1 protein-coding gene is annotated in these 505 nt (G+C 63.2%); it reads left to right on the top strand.

Annotated elements, in window-relative coordinates; translation table 11 throughout:
• Window positions 1–82: 82 nt before the first annotated feature.
• On the top strand, window positions 83–505 hold a 423-nt coding region (locus IE269_RS42885), incomplete at its 3' end, for a recombinase family protein (RefSeq protein WP_189828789.1).

Raw genomic sequence — 505 nt, 5'->3', positions numbered from 1 at the left:
GGTCGCCGAGTCTGCCTATGCAGAGTCACGGGAAACCACCGATCTCCCTACCGAACACGAACTAGGTAAGGGAGCGCACACCATGAGCCTGACCAGCACGAACGGCCCGGTTACACCGTTTGACGGTTGCGGCATGTGCCTACTTGGGGTCAGGCGACTGTCCCGTGTCAGCGGGGCGACGAGTAGCCCCGAGCGTCAACAGAATCTGATCATGGACGCCGTAGAGGCAGTAGGCGGACACATCATCGCGTGGGCTGATGACTGGGAGGTCTCGGGGGCTACGGAGCCGATGACTCGGCCGCAGCTTGGCCCATGGCTCCGAGGGGAGAAGGGGCCGTATGACGGGCTTGCCGGCTCGGCCGTGGACCGGATCGGCCGCAATGTTGTGGACGTGCTCAGCACCGCCTACGCGAATCACGGTGCGGGCCGAACGCTCGTCACTGCGGACCACACGGGAGTGTGGGACCTCAACGATTCCAACCAAGAGAACGAACTCACCCTTAAG

This window comes from Streptomyces spiroverticillatus, assembly GCA_014650415.1.
Taxonomy (GTDB): domain Bacteria; phylum Actinomycetota; class Actinomycetes; order Streptomycetales; family Streptomycetaceae; genus Streptomyces; species Streptomyces spiroverticillatus.
The sequence above is the reverse complement of the archived record's forward strand: the minus strand, read 5'-3'. Positions and strand labels throughout refer to the sequence as shown.